Here is a 22,032-nt window from a genome sequence, read left to right on the forward strand (position 1 = left end):
GACGCGGCGCGGCCGCTGCGATCGACCGATTCTGGTTTCAAGGGGGTTAGCTTGATCGATATTCACCTGCCACGGCATCCCGCGGTGCCAACCGGACCTGGCCGCGCCACGGCGCACCGGCTCATCGCCACGGCGCGACGGACCGCCCGTTTCGCCATCCCTCTCCAGCACCCACCCTCAGCACTGCCGGCATAAGCCCTCGGCATCCGCCGACCTCTTCGCGTGACGCGAGAGGCCGGGGCCGACGCGCGCCGGTGGCCTGACAGGCCCCGCCTTTTGCTACCCGTGCCAGGCACGGGCGGCTGCGCTCGTCCCGCGATTCGCTCACGCCTCGACAGATTCAAGACACCAAGACAAAGCGAGTGGAATCATGAACAAGACATACCGCCTCATCTGGAGCAAGCGGCATAGCGCCTATGTCGCCGCCTCCGAACTGGCCAGCGCGCACGGCAAGGATGGCGGGGGCACGACGGCGGCACGGCCGGCGCTGGCTCCGGCGCGCGTGCAGGGTCGGCTGTTCGCCCTGAAGCGGCTTGCCGGCGCGGTCCTGCTCTCGTGCGGCTTCGTCGCGCTGGCGGGCGCGACACCGGTGCTGGTGACGGAGAATCCGTGGGGCACCACCGACGACCAGACCGCGATGAATGCCGCCTACGGCATCAACAACTGGACGCTCTATACCAATTACGCCAGCGCGACGACGAATGTCGGGTCGATCTTCAACAGCAGCACCCGCTTCGTCATGCTGGAAGGCAGCGCGAACACCGATATCGACCTGAGCGCCTTCCTGAGCGCCAACTCGTCGACCATCCTGGGCTGGGTCAACAGCGGCGGCAGCCTGCTGCTGCAATCGGCGGGCTGGGATACCTCGATCACGTTCGGCGGCGTCACGCTGAACCATGGCGACGGCTACGCTTCCAGCTCCGGCAGCCTGACGCAGGCCGGCCTCAGTCTGTTCACCTCGACACCGATCGGGGCGACCGGCCGCATCGGCGGCTACCTGGCCCACGACACGGTCACCGCCTCCGGCGGCATCACGCTGACCAGCTATGTGCAGGGCCAGACGGATGGCTTCGGGCTGCAGCCCATCGTTGCCGGATACCAGTACGGGCAAGGCTACCTGATGTACAGCGGCCTGACCGCCTTCAGCTTCCACTCCGCGGCGAACGGCAGCGACCTCGGCGCCGACGGCCCGAGCTGGCTGGTGAACATGATCGGGGCCACCCCCGGTCCCGTGGCCACCGACATCACCGGCGCCGGTTCGCCCCATGCGGCCTCGGGCCTGGCGGGCGGCTCGCTGAACCCGGCCTTCGACGGCGGCACGCTGAAGATGGATACGGCCCAGGGCGCCTACGGGCAGAACTTCACGCTCAACGCCAACGGCGGCACCATCGACCAGAACGGCAACGGCTCCACCTTCAGCGGCGTGATCGCCAACGCGGCCACCGGAGGCGGCACGCTGACCGTCACCAACAGCGGCACCGGCGGCTCGGTGACGCTGACCGGGGTCAACACCTATACGGGTGCCACCGCCATCGACAGTGGCGCCACGCTCGCCCTGGCCGGTGCCGGCAGCATCGCGGCCTCGTCCAAGGTCACCGACAACGGCACCTTCGACATCTCGGGCACCAGCAGCGGCGCGTCGATCCAGTCGCTGGCGGGTAACGGCCTGGTCTCGCTGGGCGGCAAGACCCTGACGCTGACCAACGCCAACGACACCTTCGGCGGCGTGATCGCCGGCGCGGGCGGCGTCACCGTCAACGGCGGCACCGAAACGCTGTCGGGTACCAATACCTACACCGGTGCCACCACCATCGGCAGCGAAGGCACCCTCGCCCTGTCGGGCAACGGCAGTATCGCGGCGTCGTCCAAGGTGACGGACAACGGGACCTTCGACATCTCGGGCACCAGCAGCGGTGCGTCGATCCAGTCGCTGGCCGGCAGTGGCCTGGTCACGCTGGGCGGCAAGACCCTGACGCTGACCAACGCCGCCGACACCTTCGGCGGCATGATCGCCGGCGCGGGTGGCGTCACCGTCAACGGCGGCACCGAAACGCTGAGCGGTTCCAACACCTACACGGGTGCCACCACCATCGGCAGCGAAGGCACGCTGGCCCTGGCCGGCACCGGCAGCATCGCGTCGTCGTCCAAGGTCACTGATAACGGCACCTTCGACATCTCGGGCACCAGCAGCGGCGCGTCGATCCAGTCGCTGGCCGGCAATGGCAATGTCGCCCTCGGCGGCAAGACCCTGACGCTGACCAACGCCAACGACACCTTCGGCGGCATCATCGCCGGCTCGGGTGGCCTCACCGTCAACGGCGGCACCGAAACCCTGTCGGGCGCCAACACCTACACCGGCGCCACCACCATCGGCAGCGAAGCCACCCTCGCCCTGAGCGGCGCCGGCAGCATCGCGGCCTCGTCCAAGGTCACCGACAACGGCAGCTTCGACATCTCCGCCACCACCAATGGTGCGTCGATCCAGTCGCTCGCCGGCAATGGCCTGGCTTCCCTCGGCGGCAAGACCCTGACGCTGACCCATGCCAACGACACCTTCGGCGGCGTCATCGCCGGCTCGGGTGGCGTCACCGTCAACGGCGGCACCGAAACGCTGAGCGGTACCAACACGTTTACGGGTGCCACCACCATCGGCAGCGGGGCCACCCTCGCCCTGACCGGCGACGGCAGCATCGCGGCCTCGTCCAAGGTCACCGACAACGGCACCTTCGACATCTCCACCACCACGAACGGCGCCTCGATCCAGTCACTGGCCGGCAGCGGCAATGTCGCCCTGGGCGGCAAGGCCCTGACGCTGACCAACGCCAATGACACCTTCGGCGGCGTCATCGCCGGCTCGGGCGGCGTCACCGTCAACGGCGGCACCGAAACCCTGAGCGGCGCCAACACTTACACCGGCGCCACCACCATCGGCAGCGAAGCCACCCTCGCCCTGAGCGGCGCCGGCAGCATCGCGGCCTCGTCCAAGGTCACCGACAACGGCAGCTTCGACATCTCCGCCACCACCAATGGTGCGTCGATCCAGTCGCTGGCCGGCAACGGCAACGTCGCCCTGGGCGGCAAGACCCTGTCGCTGACCCATGCCAGCGACACCTTCTCCGGCGTCATCGCCGGCACCGGCAACGTGGTCGTCTATGGCGGCACGCAGACCCTGGGCGGCACCAACACCTACACCGGCCTCACCGGCGTCGATACCGGCGCGACCCTGGCCCTGAGCGGCACCGGCAGCATCGCCGCCTCCCAAGGCCTGATCGCCCTGGGCACCTTCGACATCTCCGGCACCAGCCAGGGGGCCACGCTGCAGGCGCTGGCCGGCAACGGCAATGTGGCGCTGGGCAGCCAGACCCTGACGCTCAGCAACGCCAGCGACACCTTCGACGGCGTCATCGCCGGCGCGGGCGGCCTCACCGTCAGCGGCGGCACCCAGGCCCTGGGCGGTGCCAACACCTACACCGGCGCCACCACCATCGGCAGCGGGGCCACCCTCGCCCTGACCGGCGACGGCAGCATCGCGGCCTCGTCCAAGGTCACCGACAACGGCACCTTCGACATCTCCACCACCACGAACGGCGCCTCGATCCAGTCGCTGGCCGGCAGCGGCAATGTCGCCCTGGGCGGCAAGGCCCTGACGCTGAGCAACGCCAATGACACCTTCGGCGGCGTCATCGCCGGCTCGGGTGGCCTCACCGTCAACGGCGGCACCGAAACCCTGAGCGGCGCCAACACTTACACCGGCGCCACCACCATCGGCAGCGAAGCCACCCTCGCCCTGAGCGGCGCCGGCAGCATCGCGGCCTCGTCCAAGGTCACCGACAACGGCAGCTTCGACATCTCCGCCACCACCAATGGTGCGTCGATCCAGTCGCTGGCCGGCAACGGCAACGTCGCCCTGGGCGGCAAGACCCTGTCGCTGACCCATGCCAGCGACACCTTCTCCGGCGTCATCGCCGGCACCGGCAACGTGGTCGTCTATGGCGGCACGCAGACCCTGGGCGGCACCAACACCTACACCGGCCTCACCGGCGTCGATACCGGCGCGACCCTGGCCCTGAGCGGCACCGGCAGCATCGCCGCCTCCCAAGGCCTGATCGCACTGGGCACCTTCGACATCTCCGGCACCAGCCAGGGGGCCACGCTGCAGACGCTGGCCGGCAACGGCAATGTGGCGCTGGGCAGCCAGACCCTGACGCTCAGCAACGCCAGCGACACCTTCGACGGCGTCATCGCCGGCGCGGGCGGCCTCACCGTCAGCGGCGGCACCCAGGCCCTGGGCGGTGCCAACACCTACACCGGCGCCACCACCATCGGCAGCGGGGCCACCCTCGCCCTGACCGGCGACGGCAGCATCGCGGCCTCGTCCAAGGTCACCGACAACGGCACCTTCGACATCTCCACCACCACGAACGGCGCCTCGATCCAGTCGCTGGCCGGCAGCGGCAATGTCGCCCTGGGCGGCAAGGCCCTGACGCTGAGCAACGCCAATGACACCTTCGGCGGCGTCATCGCCGGCTCGGGTGGCCTCACCGTCAACGGCGGCACCGAAACGCTGAGCGGTACCAACACGTTTACGGGTGCCACCACCATCGGCAGCGAAGCCACCCTCGCCCTGAGCGGCGCCGGCAGCATCGCGGCCTCGTCCAAGGTCACCGACAACGGCAGCTTCGACATCTCCGCCACCACCAATGGTGCGTCGATCCAGTCGCTGGCCGGCAACGGCAACGTCGCCCTGGGCGGCAAGACCCTGTCGCTGACCCATGCCAGCGACACCTTCTCCGGCGTCATCGCCGGCACCGGCAACGTGGTCGTCTATGGCGGCACGCAGACCCTGGGCGGCACCAACACCTACACCGGCCTCACCGGCGTCGATACCGGCGCGACCCTGGCCCTGAGCGGCACCGGCAGCATCGCCGCCTCCCAAGGCCTGATCGCCCTGGGCACCTTCGACATCTCCGGCACCAGCCAGGGGGCCACGCTGCAGGCGCTGGCCGGCAACGGCAATGTGGCGCTGGGCAGCCAGACCCTGACGCTCAGCAACGCCAGCGACGCCTTCGACGGCGTCATCGCCGGCGCGGGCGGCCTCACCGTCAGCGGCGGCACCCAGGCCCTGGGCGGTGCCAACACCTACACCGGCGCCACCACCATCGGCAGCGGGGCCACCCTCGCCCTGACCGGCGACGGCAGCATCGCGGCCTCGTCCAAGGTCACCGACAACGGCATCTTCGATATCTCCGCCACCACCGGCGGCGCGTCGATCCAGTCGCTGGCCGGCAGCGGCAATGTCGCGCTGGGCGGCAAGGCCCTGACGCTCAGCAACGCCAACGACACCTTCTCCGGCGCCATTGCCGGCGCGGGCGGGGTCACCGTCAATGGCGGCACCGAAACCCTGAGCGGCGCCAATACCTACACGGGTGCCACCACGATCGGCAGCGGCGCCACCCTGGCGCTGTCGGGCAACGGCAGCATCGCCGCGTCCGGCAACGTGATCGACAACGGCGCCTTCAGCATCGCCGCCACCAATGCCGGCGCGGCGATCCAGAGCCTGTCCGGCAATGGCAGCGTCGACCTGGGCAGCAAGACGCTGGCCCTGGTCAACGCGAGCGGCACCTTCGCCGGCACCATCGGCGGCAGCGGCATGCTGGCCGTCACCGGCGGCACGCAGACCCTGTCGGGGGCCAATACCTACAGCGGCGGCACGCTGGTCAACGGCGGCGCCACGCTCAAGGTGTCGGCCGACGCCAACCTCGGCACCGGCACGCTGGCGCTGAACGGCGGCACATTGCAGAGCACGGCCACCTTCTCCAGCGGCCGGAACGTGGTGCTGGGCCGCAGCGGCGGCACCTTCAATACCGATGGCGCCACCACGCTGACGCTGAACGGCAGCCTGTCCGGCAGCGGCATGCTGACCAAGGCCGGCACCGGTACGCTGATCCTGGGCGGCGACAACGCCGGCGCTCCGGCGCACACGCCCGGCACCGGCTGGACCGGCGGCCTGACCATCAATGCGGGCCTGGTCGAGGTCACCAATCCGTGGGGCCTGGGCTGGGGCAACGTGATCGTCAATGGCGGCACCATCAACACCACCGTCAACATCCTGACCGGCCAGACCATCGCGCTGGGCGGCGGCACCAACGTCAACACCGCGGCCGGGACCACCACCACCCTGTCCGGCACCATCGGCACCGCCTCCTCGGGCAGCGGCTGCTTCGTCAAGAGCGGCCAGGGCACGCTGGACGTGACCGGCAGCGCGACGCTGTCGAACGGTACCTGCGTGCAGCAGGGCACGCTGCTGGCCAACGGCACCATCAACGGCGATGTCGACGTGACTTCCGGCGCGCGGCTCGGCGGCGCGGGCACCATCCAGGGCACGGTCAACGTGCAGGGCACGCTGTCGCCCGGCAACTCGCCCGGCTACCTGACCGTGGCCGGCAGCGTCAACATGCTGTCCGGCAGTACCTACCAGGAAGACATCTCGGGCAAGCTGCAGGCCGGCCCCGGCACGCCGATCGGCACCCCGGGCTACTACTCCTTCCTGCGCGTGACCAACGGCGGCCAGTTCTCCATCGCCGCCAACACCACGCTGGCGCCGCGCCTGAGCAACCTGTTCTCGCCCAGCGAGGCAGGCTACGGCAGCGCGGCCTACAAGCCGGTGCTGGGCGACACCTTCCGCATCGTCACCGCCGACGGCGGCATCTCCGGGCGCTTCGCCACGCTGGCGCAGCCCGGCGGCATGAGCGACGGCACGCGCTTCGCGGTGTTCTACAACACCTTCGGCAGCAACAGCATCGACCTCAAGGTCCTGCCGACCTCCTACGCGCAGTGGCTGGCCGGCGGCAACCGCAACGCCGTCACCGCGGGCGGCGTGCTGGACCGCATCCTGGGCAGCGACCAGGCCGGCACCGCCACCGCGGCGCAGGACAAGCTGCTGTACGTGGCCGCCAGCCAGAACGCGGCGACGCTGCCCGGCTTCGCGCGCGCCCTGGCCGGCGAGGTGCACGCCGCCATGGCCGCGGCCGCGCCGCAGGCCGGCCTGCGCGTCAACAACACGGTGATCCGCCAGCTCGGCGACACCAGCGTGCTGGGCGCGGCGCCGGCCACCACCACCGCCACCACCAGCGAGCCGGCGCGCCGGCGCGGCCTGTGGGTGGACATCGGCGCCGACCATGGCCGCTGGGACGGCGACGGCAGCGCCTCGCAATTCACCACCAACCGCTCGCAGTTCGTGCTGGGCGCGGACATGCTGGGCGGCGAGTCGACCCGCTTCGGCCTCGGCTTCGCGTACACCAACACCAACGTCGGCGCCACCGGCGGCTCGGGCTCGGTCGCGGAGTACATGGGCTTCGCCTACGGCCAGGGCACGCTCGGCCCGGTGGTGGTGGACGGCATGGCCGGCTTCGGCAGCAATGACTGGAATACCCAGCGCGCCGATCCGACCGGCCTCTCCAGCACCGCGCTGAAGACCGACGCCAGCGGCAACAGCACCCAGGTCGGGATCGGCCTGCGCACGCCGCTGGCGCTGGGCGCGACCACGCTGGAGCCGTTCGCCCGCTTCCTGTGGCAGAAGAGCACGCGCGGCGCCACCGACGAGGGTTCGGCCACGCCGGCCGCGCTCAGCCTGGGCCGCTACGACGCCACCGGCAACCGCGTCACGCTGGGCCTGACGGCACGCTCGGCGCAGCGCAGCCCGCTGTCCGACACGCTGACCTACCAGTTCAGCGCCGGCATCGGCCGCGACAACGGCAACCTGGCGCAGACCACCGTGCAGGCCAACCTGGCCGGCTACAGCATGGGCATCGTGTCACCGCAGGTGGGCCGCCTGTTCGGCCAGGCCAGCTTCACCGGCACGCTGCGCCTGGGCAAGCAGGCCTACGCCTACCTGGGCCTGAACGGGGAAGTGCGCCGCGGCAAGAACGACGTCGGCGTCAACGGCGGCCTGCGCGTGGCCTTCTGATCCCGACCGGTCCGGCATGCCTGCCCGTCCGCCGCCCGGCGGGCGGGTGGGCAGCCTCCCCGAGGGCTTCGGGCCGCGGCCCCCCCGCTGCGGCACGGGCCTGGCGTTCCGCGCCGTGAACACCACCAACGCCATGAACACCACGAACGCTGTCAGCGCCGTGAGCGCCCGTCAGCGCCGTCAGCGCCGCCAGCACCCTCAGCGCTGGCGGCCGCCCGCCAGCGCCGGCGCCGCTTCCCGCGCGCGCTGGCAATCCATGCAGCGCCTGGCCGTCGGATAGGCCAGCAGGCGCGGCGGCGGGATCTCCTCGCCGCACTCGATGCAGAAGCCGTAGGAGCCGTTGGCAAGGCGTTGCCGCGCCGCGCTGATATCGGCCAGCTCCCTGCGGGCATGCGTCTCCACCGCTTCTCCCATGCGCAGGTCGGTGTCGCGGTCGGCCTGATCGGCCTGGTCGCTGGGCTCCGGCGACGGCGGCGCGGCGGCCGATGCGGTCAGCTGCGCGCGCGCGCGCAGTTCCGCCTGGTCCAGCAGGCTCGCCACGCGGGCGAGTTCGGCGTCGGTCAATGCGGTCATCACGGTCCCCTCGGCGGATCGGCCTCCGATGCCCCTCATTGTGCGCCCCTGGCGCGCCGCCGGCTTGGGCTTTGTCTTGGCGAACGAGCGACAGCCATCACTCGGGCACCGCCACGAACCGCAGGCAGCACATGCCGGCGCGTCGCTTCCGGCACACCCGCCCGGCCCTCGGGCGGGCGGCGCGGCCGGGCGGCCTGATCAAGGCCCCGGAGCCGGCCGGACGGGAGCCGGCGCCGCCGCATCCTCGGCCTCGAAACCGTCCAGCCAGGCACCAAACACACGTTGCGCCGCCGCGGCCAGCGCCTGCCCGTGCGCGAGGGCCTGGGCGCGCAGCATGCGTGGGTCGATGCCGGCCAGCTCCAGTTCGCAGGCATGGCCGAGCAGCCAGCCTTCGATGGTGCCGGCATCGGCCTCCAGGTGGCACTGCAGGCCGAGCACCCGGGGCCCGACGGCGAATGCCTGGTTGGGGCAGGCCGCCGTGCCGGCGAGGCGCTGGGCGCCATCGGGCATGGCGAACTGGTCACCATGCCAGTGCAGCACCGCGGCCCCCTGCAGGCCGGCCAGCGCCGAAGCCTGCCCTGCCTCGCTCAAGGCGAGCGGCGCGAAGCCGATCTCCTTCACGCCCATCGGACGCACCGCCGCGCCGAGCGCGCGCGCCATCAGCTGGGCGCCGAGGCAGATGCCCAGCAGCGGGCGTCCGGCCTCGAGACGCACGCGCACGGCCCGCAACTCCGCGGCCAGCCAGGGATAGCGCGGCTCGTCGAAGGCGCCGACCGGGCCGCCCAGCACCACCATCAGCGCCGGCGACAGCACGTCGAGCGCGGCGAGGTCGTCGCCGGCAGGGTCGACGTAGCGCACGTGATAGCCGCGCGCGCGCAGCAGCGGCTCCAGGGTGCCGAGGTCTTCGAAATGGATGTGGCGGATGGCGAGGACGGTCTTCATGGCAGGAGCCTCGGGTTCGGATGGATGCCGGCGGCGCCGACGGGATGCGCGGCGTCCGGGTCGGAAGCCGGGTCGCGGATGGCGTCCGGGCCGGGGCCCGGCCAATAGTAATGGTCCGGCGTGGCGCGCGCGCCGTAGATGGCCTGGCCCACGCGCACCACGGTGGCGCCCTCCTCGATGGCGATCTCGAAGTCGCCGGACATGCCCATCGACAGCTCGTCCAGCGCGATACCGTCGGGCGCCTGCTGGCGCAGCCGGTCGCGCAGGGTGCGCAGGCTGGCGAAACAGGCGCGCACGCGCTCCGCCTCGCCCGACAGCAGCGCCAGCGTCATCAGGCCGCGCACGCGCAGCGCGCCGAAGGCCGGCAAGGCGCGCAGGAAGGCCCCGACCTGCCCGGGCGGCAGCCCGTACTTGCTGTCCTCGCCCGAGGTATTGACCTGCACGAACACGTCGAGCGCGCGCCCCTCGGCCTGCAGGCGCCGGTCCAGCACCTCGGCCAGGTGCAGGCTGTCGAGCGCCTGGAACTCGTCGGCGAAGCGCGCCACCACCTTGGCCTTGTTGCTCTGCAGGTGGCCGATCACCGACCAGCGCAGCCCGGGCAGGTCGGCCAGTGCCGCCTGCTTGCGGCTGGCTTCCTGCACCTTGTTCTCGCCCAGCATGCGGCAGCCGGCCGCATAGGACAGGCGGATGCGCGCCTCGTCCACCGTCTTGCTGACCGGCAGCAGGCGCACTTCGGCGGGATCGCGGCCGGCGCGCCGCGCGGCGGCCGCGATGCGGGCCCGCACCTCGGCCAGGTTACGGCGGAAGTCGTCGACCGTGCGGGCGTGCGGATAGAGGCCGTGGTGTTCGTGCCGGGTCGGCGTGGGGAACGGGGATGGATCGGGCGGAGCAGGCAAGTCGTGGTCCTCCAGCGCGTGGCGGCAGCCTCGCGGCGGGATGCCGGAGACGGCCGTGTAGAATGTCCTGTGCCAAATTATATATTGTCATAGGACAAAATGGATATCTCCGGGAAGACTGCGGCCGAGATCTTCGACAACGTGCGCCAGCAGGTGCTGTCCGGCCGCCTGCGGCCGGGCGAGGCGCTGCCGCCGGTGCGCGAGCTGGCGGCACGGCTCGACGTCAACCGCAACACGGTGGCCGCCGCCTACAAACGCCTGGTCACGGCCGGGGTCGCGCTGACACAGGGCCGGCTCGGCACCGTGATCCGCCACTTGGCCGAGGCCGGCGAGCAGGAAGGCACGGCGCCCGGCAGTGCGCTGGCCGACCTGGCCGGCGGCAATCCCAACCCCGCCTGGCTGCCCGACGCGGCGGCGGCGCTGGCGGCCCGGCCCTGGCGCCCGCGCTTGTATGGCGAGACGCTGGTCGACGCGCCGCTGGCGCAGCATGCGCAGGCCTGGTTCGCCCGGGACTGTCCGCCCGGCTTCGCCGTCGACCTCAGCTACGGCGCGGTCGACGCGATCGAACGCCTGCTGGCCGCGCACCTGGTGGCGGGCGACAAGGTGGTGGTGGAACACCCCTGCTTCCTGGGCAGCATCAACACGCTGCGCGTGGCCGGCCTGCAGGCGGTGGGGGTGCCGGTCGATGCGCAAGGGCTGCGCGCCGATGCGCTGGAAGCGGCGCTGGAGGCGGGCGCCCAGGCCGTGATCCTGACCCCGCGCGCGCACAACCCGACCGGCTGCAGCCTGAGCGCGGCGCGCGCCCGCGCCCTGCGCGACGTACTGGCGCGCCATCCGCACGTGCTGCTGGTGGTCGACGATCACTTCGCGCTGCTGTCGGCCGCGCCCTACCATGACGTGATCCCGCCGGCGGCGCAGCGCTGGGCCCTGGTGCGCTCGGTGTCCAAGGTGCTGGGGCCCGACCTGCGGCTGGCCTGCATCGCCTGCGACCCGCACACCTCGCAGCGGCTGCGCCTGCGGCTGGCGCCGGGCACGCAGTGGGTCAGCCACCTGCTGCAGGACATCGTCGCGCGCTGCCTGTCGTCGCCGGCGGTCGCCGGCCGGGTTGCGCAGGCCCGCGACGACTATGCGCGGCGGCGTGCCTGGCTGGCGCGGGCGCTCGCCGCGCAGGGCCTCATGCCGGATGCACCGGACGCAGCGGCCACGCCGGCCGACGGCCTGAACCTGTGGCTGCCGCTGGCCGCCGACAGCCAGCCGCTCGTCCTCGCGCTGGCGCGCCGCGGCTGGCTGGTGCGCAGCGGCGAGCCGTTCGGCGTGGCGGCGCCCGCGCACGGGCTGCGCATCACGGTGTCGACGCTGGAGGAAGAGGATGCCGGGCGCCTGGCGCTCGATATCGCGCGCTGCCTGGCCGAGGCCTGACGATACGAGGCGGCGCAGCGGCGCCGGCATGAGGGCCGGCGCGGCGCGGGAATGAAGGAAGGAGCGGGAAGGAGTGGGAAAGAGCCGGACCAAAGGAAGAGGAAGGGCGTGGCCGGCGCCACGCCCGGAGCGGCCACCACGCGGCGCGGCCCCGGAAGAGCGGGCCGCGCGCCCTCAGTCGTCACCGACCTTGCGCGACTTCCAGCGGCCGTCCGCCTGCTTGCAGAACCAGCCGGTCCACTCGTCGTGGCTGCTGCCGCGCGTCAGTTCCGCCTTGAGGCGGCGGCACGACTGGCCCTGGTCGGTCTTCGAACGCAGCGGCGTGATGCTGGCCTCGACGGCCTCGCGGCCACGGCGCGCGGGGGCGCTCCAGGCCGACGGCGCGCCGTCCTCGCCGTCGGTCAGCACCTTCAGCACAGCCTTGGCGAACGAGGCAGCCTCGGCCTTGTTCATCGATCCGACCACGGTGTTGTGGATGAAGTTGTCGAAATAGGCAAACGCGGGGCTGGCCACGGTCAGCGGCAGCAGGCAGGCCGCCACCGTCAGTGCACGTCGCATGGGCATGGGCATGGAAACTCCTGAATCTGGGACTGGGACTGGGCGGGCACGGAGCCCGCGGGCCCCCGAGTTTACTCCACGGCTTCGCGCGAAGTGAAGCAAGGTGCGCCAGGCCGCGCGGCGCCGCCCGCGCTGTGCGGCCAGCGTCTCGGCGTTTTCCCGCACTGTCACCGTATGCAAAGAACTTGTCCCGCAATGTCAAACCATCTTTGACCTATCCCCGATACTCCCAGCCACCGAACGCGCACGCCACCACCGGCGGATGCGCAGCCGAAGCGCCGGGCCTCGCGCCACATACATGGCGCCGGCCTGCCGAGAGGAGCTGACATGCTGGGACAACATCCGAATCGTGCCGCCATGGCCGCCGGCGCCGAGCGCGCCGCAGCCAACGCGGCTTCCAGGGCGGCCGAGGCCACGGCCGGCGGCGCGGCCAGGCGCTGGTATCCGTGGCTGGTCTTCGCGCTCAGCTTCGCCCTGCTGCTGTCGGACTACATGTCGCGCCAGGTGCTCAACGTGGTCTTCCCGCTGCTCAAGGCCGAATGGGCGCTGAGCGACACGCAGCTGGGCGCGCTCGGCGGCGTGGTCGCGCTGATGGTGGGCGTGCTCACCTTTCCGCTCTCCATCCTGTGCGACCGCTGGGGCCGCGTGCGCAGCCTGGCCTGGATGGCGGCGATGTGGAGCCTGGCCACGCTGGGCTGCGCGCTCGCCACCAACTTCGGCGAGATGTTCCTGGCGCGGCTGTGCGTCGGCGTCGGCGAGGCGGCCTACGGCAGCGTGGGCATCGCCCTGGTGCTGTCGGTCTTCCCGCGCCACCTGCGCGCCAGCCTGAGCGCCGCCTTCATCGCCGGCGGCGCCTTCGGCTCGGTGCTGGGGATGGCGCTGGGCGGCCTGCTGTCGTCGCACTTCGGCTGGCGCTGGGCCTTCGCCGGCATGGCGCTGTTCGGCCTGGCGGTCGTTGCGCTGTTCCGCCTGTGCATCACGGAGTCGCGCGTGCTGGCGCAGCGGCGGGCCCTGGGCGAGGAAGAGGCCGCGGCCGCGGCCGCCGCCCCCGGCCGGACCGCGCTGCGCCCGCTGCTGGCCGCCCTCTTCTCGGCACCGTCCATTCTCTGCGCCTACGTCGGCAGCGCGCTGCAGCTGCTGGTGATGAGCGCCCTGCTGGCCTGGATTCCCAGCTTCCTGTCGCGCTACTACGGCATGGCGACCGATCGCGCGGGCGTCACCGCGGCCGGCTTCGTGCTGGCCGGCGGGACCGGCATGATCGCCTGCGGCGCGCTGACCGACTGGCTGGCCCGCCACGCGCCGGCGCGCAAGTGGCTGGTGTCGATCGCCTATAGCGCGCTGTGCTGCGTGCTGCTGGCCGTGGCCTTCCGCCTGCCGGCGGGCGGCGCGCAGCTCGCGCTGCTGGGCGCCGGCATGCTGCTGGTGGGCGGCACCGCGGGTCCGGCCAGCGCCATGGTGGCCAACCTCACCGACCCGCGCATCCACGGCACCGCCTTCGCCACGCTGACGCTGGCCAACAACCTGCTCGGCCTCGCGCCCGGCCCCTTCCTCACCGGCATGCTGTCCGATCACATCGGCCTGCTCGCCACGCTGCAATGGATTCCGCTGGCGGGACTCGGCGCCACCGTGGCCTTCGCCCTCGGCCGGCGCCACTACGCGGCCGACCTGGCGCGGCTGCAACGCCGGTGCGCGGCACGCGCGGGCTGAGCCATCGCTCCACCGAGCCACACCGAGCCATACCGATCCGCACCACCACCCGGACATTCCGGACACCCGAAGCATCCCAGGCATTCCATGACGTTCGATCCCTCCCTCACCTTCCTCCTGGTACCCGGCCTGCGCGACCACGTGCCCGAGCACTGGCAGACCCTGCTGCAGGCACAACTGCCGAACACCCGCTCGGTGCCGCCGCTGGAGCACGACAAGCTCAGCCGCGACGCCCGCGTGGCCGCGCTCGACGCCGCGCTGGCCGACATCGACGGCCCGGTGGTGCTGGTGGCCCACAGCGCAGGGGTGATGATCACCGTGCACTGGGCCGCGCAGCACCGGCGCCCGATCCACGCCGCGCTGCTGGCCACGCCGCCGGACTTCGACCAGCCGCTGCCGGCCGGCTATCCCGACAAGGCCGCGCTCGAAGCGAACGGCTGGCTGCCGGCGCCACGCGCGCCCCTGCCCTTCCGCAGCCTGGTGGCGGCCAGCCGCAACGACCCCCTGGCCGCCTACGAACGCGTGCGCGGCATGGCCTATGCCTGGGGCAGCCGCCTGGTCGACCTGGGCGAGGTGGGCCACCTGAATCCCGCCGCCGGCTACGGCCCGTGGCCGCAGGCGACGGAGCTGTTGGCCGAGCTGCTGGCCGACGGCTGAGGCGCGCCCGACGGCACGCGCCGACACGGCCGCGCGGCAGGCCGCGCGATGGCCGCGCGATGGCCGCGCCCGCCCCGACCCCAACAATATTCCCCCACCACATCGAAGAAGGAACGAGGAGACACCATGCCATTGAAGAAGGCCGCCCTGGCCGCCCTGATCGCCTGCCCGGCCCTGGCCAGCGCCCAGTCCAGCGTCACGCTCTACGGCGTGGCCGACATCAACGTCGAGTTCGCCAACCATGTCGGCGCGATTCCCTCCGCCGCCAACGGCTTCAACCCCGGCACCTCCAACAGCGTCTACCGCATGGACTCCGGCGGCCTGTCCGGCTCGCGCTGGGGCCTGCGCGGCACCGAAGACCTCGGCAACGGCCTCAAGGGCGTGTTCGTGCTGGAAAGCGGCTTCAACCTCGACACCGGCACCTCGCAGCAGGGCGGCCGCCTGTTCGGCCGCCAGGCCTACGTCGGCGTGCAGTCGGCCACGCTCGGCCAGATCAGCCTCGGCCGCCAGTACACCTCGATGTTCGAGGCCCTGGCCAACTTCGCGCCGGCCGCCTACGCGACCCAGTACGAACCCGTCGTGCTGCAGTCCGGCGCCAACTTCCGCGAGGACAACACCGTCAAGTACACCGGCCAGTTCGGCCCCGTCACCGCCCTCGCCCACTTCTCCTTCGGCACCGGCCTGGCCCTGCCGCAGACCGGCGCCTCCGCCATCGCCGTCGGCGGCAACGGCGAGGTCCCCGGCGCCTTCCGCCGCGACTCCGCCTACGGCGCCGCCGCCACCTATATGGCCGGCCCCCTCGGCATCGCGCTCGGCTACGACCAGTGGAATCCCACCATCGGCACCGGCAGCGGCACCTTCCGCAAGGCCGCCGTCGCCGCCAGCTACACCTTCGGCCCCGCCAAGGTCATGGGCGGCTACCGCTGGGGACAGAACAAGAACGCCGCCGGCGCCGGCATCGCCCGCGACGACTTCTACTGGGTCGGCGCCAACTACCAGGTCACCCCGGCACTGGGCCTGACCCTGGAGTACGACTACGACAAGGTGCACAACCTCTACGGCAGCACCCAGGTCGCCAATCCGTGGCAGGTCGCGCTGGTGGCCGACTACAACCTGTCCAAGCGCACCGACGTCTACCTGTCCGCCGCCTACGCCCGCAATGCCGGCCTGACCCTGGACTCGGTGGCCACCGCCTATGCCACCAGCCTCTCGCTGGGCAACAGCTACGCCCTGGCCAGCGGCCAGAACTCCATGGTGGGCGTGGCCGTGGGCGTGCGCCACAAGTTCTGATCCCGGGCAGGCGCCGCTGCGCGCGGCGCCCGCCCCGCCGTTCCCTGCTCGACCTTGGCGCCGCCGCTCGGACTTCGTCCGGTGGCGGCTTTTTTTGTGCGGCGGCGGCAGGATCGGGCGTGAGGCGTGAAGGTTGAGGGGTGTTCCCTCTGGCCACAAGAAGACGTTCGATGAGCGCCCCGGCGAACGATCCCGCCGGATAAAAAAAAAACGCCAACCCGCGATGGGTTGGCGTTTTGCTTCAGGTATGACGATTACGAGAACTGGTTCATCGTGTTGTCCTTGCCCGCTGCCTTCAGGGCTGCTTCGCCGCTGAAGTACTCCTTGTGGTCGTCGCCGATATCCGAGCCGGACATGTTCTGGTGCTTGACGCAGGCGATGCCCTGGCGGATTTCCTTGCGCTGCACGCCAGCCACGTAGCCCAGCATGCCCTGGTCGCCGAAGTATTCCTTGGCCAGGTTGTCAGTCGACAGCGCGGCGGTGTGGTAGGTCGGCAGCGTGATCAGGTGGTGGAAGATACCGGCTTCGCGCGATGCATCGGCCTGGAAGGTGCGGATCTTCTCGTCGGCGAGCTTCGCCAGTTCGGTCTGGTCGTATTCCACGCTCATCAGCTGGGCGCGGTCGTATGCCGACACATCCTTGCCCGCAGCCTTCATCGCGTCATAGGCCTGCTGGCGGAAATTCAGGGTCCAGTTGAACGACGGGCTGTTGTTGTACACCAGCTTGGCGTTCGGGATGACCTTGCGGATCTCGCTGACCATGCCGCCGATCTGCGCGATATGGGGCTTTTCGGTTTCGATCCACAGCAGGTCGGCGCCGTTCTGCAGCGAGGTGATGCAGTCCAGCACGCAACGCGCTTCGCCCGTGCCGGCGCGGAACTGGAACAGGTTGCTCGGCAGGCGCTTCGGACGCAGCAGCTTGCCGTCGCGCTTGATGACCACGTCACCGTTGCCCAGCTGGTCGGCCGACAGTTCTTCGCAGTCGAGGAACGCGTTGTACTGGTCGCCCAGGTCGCCCGGCGTGTTGGTCACGGCGATCTGCTTGGTCAGGCCGGCGCCCAGCGAGTCGGTACGGGCCACGATGATGCCGTCGTCCACGCCCAGTTCCAGGAAGGCGTAGCGGATCGCGCGGATCTTGGCCAGGAAGTCCTCGTGCGGCACGGTGACCTTGCCATCCTGGTGGCCGCATTGCTTCTCGTCGGACACCTGGTTCTCGATCTGGATGCAGCAGGCACCCGCTTCGATGAACTGCTTGGCCAGCAGGTAGGTGGCTTCCGCGTTGCCGAAACCGGCGTCGATGTCGGCGATGATGGGCACGACGTGGGTGACGTGGTTGTCGATCTTCTGCTGGATGGCGGCCTTGGCGGCGGCATCCTTGGCAGCATCCAGCTCGCGGAACAGGCCACCCAGTTCACGGGCGTCGGCCTGGCGCAGGAAGGTGTACAGCTCGCGGATCAGCGCGCTGACGGAAGTCTTCTCGTGCATCGACTGGTCCGGCAGCGGGCCGAACTCCGAGCGCAGCGCGGCGACCATCCAGCCGGACAGGTACAGGTAGCGGCGTTCGGTGCTGTTGAAGTGCTTCTTGATCGAGATCATCTTCTGCTGGCCGATGAAACCGTGCCAGCAACCCAGCGACTGGGTGTACTTGGACGGGTCGGCGTCGTAGGCGGCCATGTCGGCACGCATGATCTTGGCGGTGTACTTGGCGATGTCCAGACCCGTCTTGAACTTGTTCTGGGCACGCATGCGGGCGGCATACTCGGGGTTGATGGCATTCCACGCGCTGCCGTGGTTCTCCTTCAGACCAGCAACTGCCTTGATGTCGTCTTGATACTGGGACATTTGAATTTCCTAAGAGTGAAGCGCGTTTGAGAGAAATCGCGGGTGCCGCTACGGGTGCCGAAGCAGGATGTCGAAGCAAGCAGCGTGAAGTCATTGTATGGCGTTCTTGGTGCGTTGCGGCGAACTCTTATATAAGACATAAGACTTGCTTTATCCTTATTTTTCAATGAGATAGCAACAAGATCCTGCGATGTGGAACACGTTTTCAAGAGCCGAAAAGCCAAGACGGGAAAAATCCGGCCCGGATTCCACAATATGAAAAGCGCTTTCAGTTCTCGGAGAATGGGCCCGCGCGGATGGCTCGGGCAACGATAGCGGGAGGGAATGACAGCGGTCTGTCGACGCACAACGTCATGAGCCGGCGCGGCGCACGGCCCAGGCGCCGGCGCCCGACGCGACGAGCGCCAGCACCAGCACCAGCACCAGCACCAGCACCTGGGACGTGCGCCTGGCCGGGTTCCGCTAGCCGGCCCGGCACCACCGCCCCGAGTCGGGACTGACGGTCACCCTCTCACCTTGCCGCCGCACCTGCTCCGCGTCGAGCGTCGCCGCGGTCGCAGGGTCGGCATCGAAGACGACCTCGAGGGACCTTGCGACATGGACATCCTCGACCGGCAGCTCCCAAGTCAGGAACAGCTGTGAGTCGTCCCGGCCGTCCGGGAAGTCGGCGGCGGCGAAGCCATCGCTGCCACGTCGGATCACCCCATGCGGCTGGCAGGTATCGAACACCACGGCCAATCCTCGCCTGAGCGGAATGCGCAGGTCCAGCGACGGGAAATGCAGGTCCTGCCCCTTGTCCTCGCTCAGGAAGAGATTGCAGAAGACCGCGCCGCCGTACTGCTCGCCGTCATGGTGGTACCTCGCGCCGCGGCACACCATCAGCGCGACGTCGCTGCCGGCCAGCACGCCGGGCAGGCCAAGCCGGCCGGTCCAGTCGGACACCGCCCGCACGCACTGCGAGTACTGCGGCCAGCGCATGCGTGCGCGGGCCAGGGGCATCACCTCGACATCGCCCGCGTCCAGGGTCATGTGCGACGAGATCTCCCGTGCCCAGTCGGCACGCAGCCGCGCCGGCGGTTCCGGCACCTCGAGCATTCCGCTCAGCACGACCTCGCTCACGCGCCGGCTGCGCATGGTGTCACCGCTCCAGAAATAGGAAAGCGGGGAGGACCGGGCGTGCGGTGGCGTGGCCTTGTCCAGCAGCCCCAACCGCTCGTCGTAGCCGACGGTGCCGCGCGATACGCCCGCCCGCTTGCAGAGTTCGCCGATCCGCATGATGGACTCCCATCCCAGTCGTGAAGTGCTATTTACGCTTGACCGTTGCCTATAGTCAACGGTTTGGAGTGCATCGCATGGCACGGCGATGGCGAGCCTGTGCAACGACGCCGACTGCCTGGCGGCGCTGTCGGTCGCGAGTGCCTTACGCATGACGCTTCACAACTAGTCGGAGTGTATTGAGCTGCCGGAACGCGGGCTGGCCGGCGGCGCCTTCCCGCCACCGCCGGCGCGCCAGCGCGTCACGCTGCAGCCGAAGCGGTCGGCGAACCAGCGCGAAAACGCGCTCAGGGAGGAGAAGCCGAGCAAGGTGGCCACTTCGGACAGCCGGCGTTCCGGATTCTCGATATAGCGCTGCACCAGGCTGGCGCGCGCCTCCGCCACGATCTCCAGGTAGGTGGTGCCCTCCTGCTCCAGGTGGCGGTGCACCGTGCGCCGGTCCACGCCCAGGTGCTGCGCCACGCGCTCGACCGAACACATGCCGGAAGGCAGCAGCAGGTAGACCAGCTTCCTCACCTTGTCCCGCAGCGTGGTGCTGGACTGCGCCAGCAGCGTGCCGAGATAGCGTTTGACCTGCTGTGCCATGACCGGATCGTAGGACGGCAGCGGCGCCTCCAGGTCGGCGGCGCGGCAGACGATGCCGTCGAAATCCTGGTTGAACAGCGCCGGCATGCCGAACACGCGCTGCCAGGTGGCGGTGCTGGCCGGGGCCGCGTGCGAAAAGCTGATGCTGCGCGGGCGCCAGGACGGGCCGAGGAACACGCTCAGGATGCGGAACACCACGCCGACCGCCAGGTCGGTGGCCTGGCGCAGCGGGCTGGCCTCGTCGCTCAGCAGCTGCAGGCGGATGATCACCAGTTCGCCTTCGCGCTCCACGCGCATCGACAGCGACTCGTTCTGCAGGTCCATGTGGCGCACCATCGACTCCAGCGCGCGCAGCAGGTTGGGCTGCTCCTGCACCACGAAGGCCAGCGGGCCGAGGTTGGACAACTGGCGCAGCTCGGCCATGCGCAGGCCGAAGTCGTCGACGCCGGCAGCCTTGGCCGAGGCCTCCATCAGCCGCCCCACCTGGGCCGCCGGAATGCGGATGTCGGGATCCAGCAGCACGCTGCGGCCGATCCGCGCCGCGCGCAGCTGCTGGTAGGGATCGAGCCCCAGGGCACGCGCGACTTCGACGTAGTTGGTGAGACTGGCGCTGCGAAGGTAGTAGGACATCGTGTTTTCCCTGACTGTCCCTGAATGTAAATTGATCGTCCCGGATCGTCAAATGCCCGGGCGCCGTTGCACGATACTTCCGACACCGGAAGCGATCCGCCCGCAGGCTCCCGCCCGGCTCGCGATATGCATCATGCGCCGGCGAGGCCAGAACACTGAACTGGAGAGACGACATGCAATTCCTCGACGATTCCCTGCACCCCGAGAACCAGGACAAGGTGGTCATCACCGTGGCCCCCTACGGCCCCGAATGGATGCCGCAGGACTTCCCCGAGGACATCCCGGTGACGATGGAGGAGCAGATCCAGAAGGCGGTGGACTGCTACAACGCCGGCGCCACCGTGCTGCACCTGCACGTGCGCGAGCTCGACGGCAAGGGCTCCAAGCGCCTGTCCAAGTTCAACGAGCTGATCGCCGGCGTGCGCGCGGCGGTGCCCGACATGATCATCCAGGTGGGCGGCTCGATCTCCTTCGCCCCCGAGGACGAAGGCGAGGCCGCCAAGTGGCTGTCGGACGACACGCGCCACATGCTGGCCGATCTGACCCCGAAGCCCGACCAGGTCACGGTGGCCATCAACACCACCCAGATGAACATCATGGAACTCCTGTATCCGGAGTACCTGAAAGGCACGTCGCTGGAAAACCCCGCCTACCAGGCCGCCTACAGCGAGATGACCGTGCCGGCCGGCCCCGCCTGGGTCGAGGAGCACCTGCGCCGCCTGCAGGCCTCGGGCATCCAGCCGCACTTCCAGCTGACCGGCATGCACGCGCTGGAAACGCTGGAGCGCCTGGTGCGCAAGGGCGCCTACAAGGGGCCGCTGAACCTGACCTGGATCGGCATCGGCGGCGGCTTCGACGGCCCCAACCCCTTCAACTTCATCAACTTCGTGCATCGCGCGCCGGACGGCTGCACGCTGACCGCCGAATCGCTGCTGAAGAACGTGCTGCCCTTCAACATGATGGCCATGGCCATGGGCCTGCATCCGCGCTGCGGCATCGAGGACACCATCATCGACCAGCACGGCAAGCGCATGACCTCGGTGCAGCAGATCGAGCAGTGCGTGCGCGTGGCCCGCGAGCTGGGCCGCGACATCGCCTCGGGCCAGGAAGCGCGCCGCATCTACCGCATCGGCACCTGGTACGACAGCGCGGAAGAAACGCTGGCGGCCAACGGCATGGCGCCCAACCGCCGCGCCGGCGAGCGCAACCTGCCGCTGCGCAACGCGGCCTGAACCGCGGCCTGAACCGCTACCTGAGCGACCGCCTGAAACGCTTGCCCGGCCCCGGCTGCGCGACTTTCCCGCGCGGCCGGGCCAACCGGGCCTCTTCGCCGCGCCGCGCGCGCAGGAGGACACCGATGTCCCACACCGATCCCGCCCCGGCCGATGCCGCCATCGGCAATCCCTGCATCAACATCTGCCGCATGGACGTGGCCGGCAAGTACTGCCAGGGCTGCGGCCGCACCGCGCTGGAGATCGGCCGCTGGGACCGCTTGACGGCGCAGGAGCGCGGCGCCGTGCTGGCCGAGGTCGCGCAGCGGCGGCCGTCGCTGCGCGGCCTGGCCGCCATGCCGCAGACACTGCAGCCGCCGCAGCCGCCGCGCGGCTGAAGCGCTGACGGGCCGGTGCGCCGGCACGGCACCCCCGCTTCCCCTGACCCCGCCGCCGCCCGCCGGGCCGCGGCAATCTTTCCG

General features: G+C 70.4%; 14 protein-coding genes. 7 read left to right on the forward strand and 7 right to left on the reverse strand.

What is annotated here, in order from left to right; translation table 11 throughout:
- The first annotated feature begins 370 nt into the window (after positions 1-370).
- Entirely contained in the window at positions 371-7,966 is a 7,596-nt protein-coding gene (locus tag BKK80_RS37805) for an autotransporter-associated beta strand repeat-containing protein (protein ID WP_071072972.1), read from the forward strand.
- Positions 7,967-8,164: 198 nt separating this feature from the next.
- Here the strand turns inward: BKK80_RS37805 and BKK80_RS33525 are convergent, their stop codons facing one another.
- The 3 genes from BKK80_RS33525 to BKK80_RS33535 all read right to left on the reverse strand — a co-directional run bounded on the left by BKK80_RS33525 (position 8,165) and on the right by BKK80_RS33535 (position 10,377).
- Entirely contained in the window at positions 8,165-8,539 is a 375-nt protein-coding gene (locus tag BKK80_RS33525; RefSeq protein ID WP_071017951.1) for a TraR/DksA family transcriptional regulator, read from the reverse strand.
- A gap of 198 nt (positions 8,540-8,737) precedes the next feature.
- Entirely contained in the window at positions 8,738-9,481 is a 744-nt protein-coding gene (locus BKK80_RS33530; protein ID WP_071072974.1) for a glutamine amidotransferase, read from the reverse strand.
- Complete coding sequence (locus BKK80_RS33535; protein ID WP_236903874.1) at positions 9,478-10,377, reverse strand: YggS family pyridoxal phosphate-dependent enzyme; 900 nt, start codon at positions 10,375-10,377, stop codon at positions 9,478-9,480. The genes BKK80_RS33530 and BKK80_RS33535 overlap by 4 nt, the downstream gene beginning before the upstream one ends.
- 99 nt (positions 10,378-10,476) lie before the next feature.
- Here BKK80_RS33535 and ptsJ point away from each other — a divergent pair, with 99 nt between their 5' ends.
- Positions 10,477-11,796, forward strand: coding sequence for a MocR-like B6 salvage transcription factor PtsJ (ptsJ, locus tag BKK80_RS33540; protein WP_071072977.1), 1,320 nt, complete (start codon positions 10,477-10,479; stop codon positions 11,794-11,796).
- Positions 11,797-11,970: 174 nt separating this feature from the next.
- Here ptsJ and BKK80_RS33545 read toward each other — a convergent pair whose 3' ends face one another.
- Complete coding sequence (locus tag BKK80_RS33545) at positions 11,971-12,360, reverse strand: hypothetical protein (RefSeq protein WP_071022073.1); 390 nt, start codon at positions 12,358-12,360, stop codon at positions 11,971-11,973.
- A gap of 321 nt (positions 12,361-12,681) precedes the next feature.
- Here BKK80_RS33545 and BKK80_RS33550 point away from each other — a divergent pair, with 321 nt between their 5' ends.
- The 3 genes from BKK80_RS33550 to BKK80_RS33560 all read left to right on the forward strand — a co-directional run bounded on the left by BKK80_RS33550 (position 12,682) and on the right by BKK80_RS33560 (position 16,008).
- Complete coding sequence (locus BKK80_RS33550; protein WP_157903390.1) at positions 12,682-14,061, forward strand: MFS transporter; 1,380 nt, start codon at positions 12,682-12,684, stop codon at positions 14,059-14,061.
- Positions 14,062-14,148: 87 nt separating this feature from the next.
- Positions 14,149-14,718, forward strand: a complete 570-nt coding sequence (locus BKK80_RS33555; protein ID WP_071072979.1) for an RBBP9/YdeN family alpha/beta hydrolase — start codon at positions 14,149-14,151, stop codon at positions 14,716-14,718.
- A gap of 126 nt (positions 14,719-14,844) precedes the next feature.
- The gene (locus tag BKK80_RS33560; protein ID WP_071017943.1) at positions 14,845-16,008 is read left to right on the forward strand and encodes a porin; all 1,164 of its coding nucleotides are present in this window, start codon (positions 14,845-14,847) and stop codon (positions 16,006-16,008) included.
- A 254-nt stretch (positions 16,009-16,262) separates the two neighbouring features.
- On the opposite strand, the gene BKK80_RS33565 is transcribed toward BKK80_RS33560, so the two are convergent.
- From BKK80_RS33565 to BKK80_RS33575, 3 genes are all read right to left on the reverse strand, one after another.
- The gene (locus BKK80_RS33565; RefSeq protein ID WP_071017941.1) at positions 16,263-17,849 is read right to left on the reverse strand and encodes an isocitrate lyase; all 1,587 of its coding nucleotides are present in this window, start codon (positions 17,847-17,849) and stop codon (positions 16,263-16,265) included.
- Positions 17,850-18,311: 462 nt separating this feature from the next.
- Positions 18,312-18,983 (reverse strand): hypothetical protein, encoded by a 672-nt coding sequence (locus BKK80_RS33570; protein WP_232346498.1) that lies wholly within the window; start codon positions 18,981-18,983, stop codon positions 18,312-18,314.
- 306 nt (positions 18,984-19,289) lie between these two features.
- The gene (locus tag BKK80_RS33575; RefSeq protein WP_071017939.1) at positions 19,290-20,339 is read right to left on the reverse strand and encodes an AraC family transcriptional regulator; all 1,050 of its coding nucleotides are present in this window, start codon (positions 20,337-20,339) and stop codon (positions 19,290-19,292) included.
- Positions 20,340-20,512: 173 nt separating this feature from the next.
- On the opposite strand from BKK80_RS33575, the gene BKK80_RS33580 reads away from it, so the two are divergent.
- Positions 20,513-21,571: a beta-keto acid cleavage family enzyme gene (locus BKK80_RS33580; protein ID WP_071017937.1), complete on the forward strand. Its 1,059-nt coding sequence runs from the start codon at positions 20,513-20,515 to the stop codon at positions 21,569-21,571.
- A gap of 125 nt (positions 21,572-21,696) precedes the next feature.
- Complete coding sequence (locus tag BKK80_RS33585) at positions 21,697-21,948, forward strand: DUF1289 domain-containing protein (protein ID WP_071072981.1); 252 nt, start codon at positions 21,697-21,699, stop codon at positions 21,946-21,948.
- Positions 21,949-22,032: the final 84 nt, after the last annotated feature.

The sequence above is a fragment of the Cupriavidus malaysiensis genome, assembly GCF_001854325.1.
Classification (GTDB): Bacteria; Pseudomonadota; Gammaproteobacteria; order Burkholderiales; family Burkholderiaceae; genus Cupriavidus; species Cupriavidus malaysiensis.